2 rRNA genes are annotated in these 556 nt (G+C 47.7%); both read left to right on the top strand.

The window, feature by feature from the left end:
* A 5S ribosomal RNA gene (rrf, locus tag AC1DWN_RS35010) occupies nucleotides 1-84 on the top strand; the annotation flags it as partial.
* Between the two features lie 241 nt (nucleotides 85-325).
* Nucleotides 326-556, top strand: a 23S ribosomal RNA gene (locus tag AC1DWN_RS35005); the annotation flags it as partial.

The raw sequence follows: 556 nt of genomic DNA, 5'->3' as shown, positions 1-556 counted from the left end.
CCCATACCGAACACGACCGTTAAGCCCTTCAGCGCCGATGGTACTTGGACCGCAGGGTCCTGGGAGAGTAGGACGTCGCCAAGCAGGTGTTGATTATTACACCTTGCAGCAACCGAGAGGTTGGCTGCGATTTACCTTGCACCTTGAAAACTGGATAACGAAAGAAGAATTGCTGAAATATCCTTTAGCTGGGATTAGTAATGCCMGTGAAGGTTGTTTCGAATGGTAAGCGACTTTTATCGATTTTATTTCCACCTCTAAAGAGGTTACTAATCAAGGAAATAAAACGATAACGGAGTCTCCATCGAAATCAACCGGAACGTTAGGTTAAGCTAGTAAGAGCGCACGGAGGATGCCTAGGCACTAGGAGCCGAAGAAGGACGTGGCGAACAACGATACCGCCCCGGGGAGCCGTAAGCAGGCATTGATCCGAGGATTTCCGAATGGGGAAACCCAGCTGTCGTAATGGACAGTTACTTTCAACTGAATACATAGGTTGAATAGAGGCATACCAGGGGAACTGAAACATCTAAGTACCCTGAGGAAGAGAAAACAA

The sequence above is a fragment of the Paenibacillus sp. P4_A7 genome, from assembly GCF_056402455.1.
This window is presented reverse-complemented; position numbering and strand designations above follow the sequence as displayed.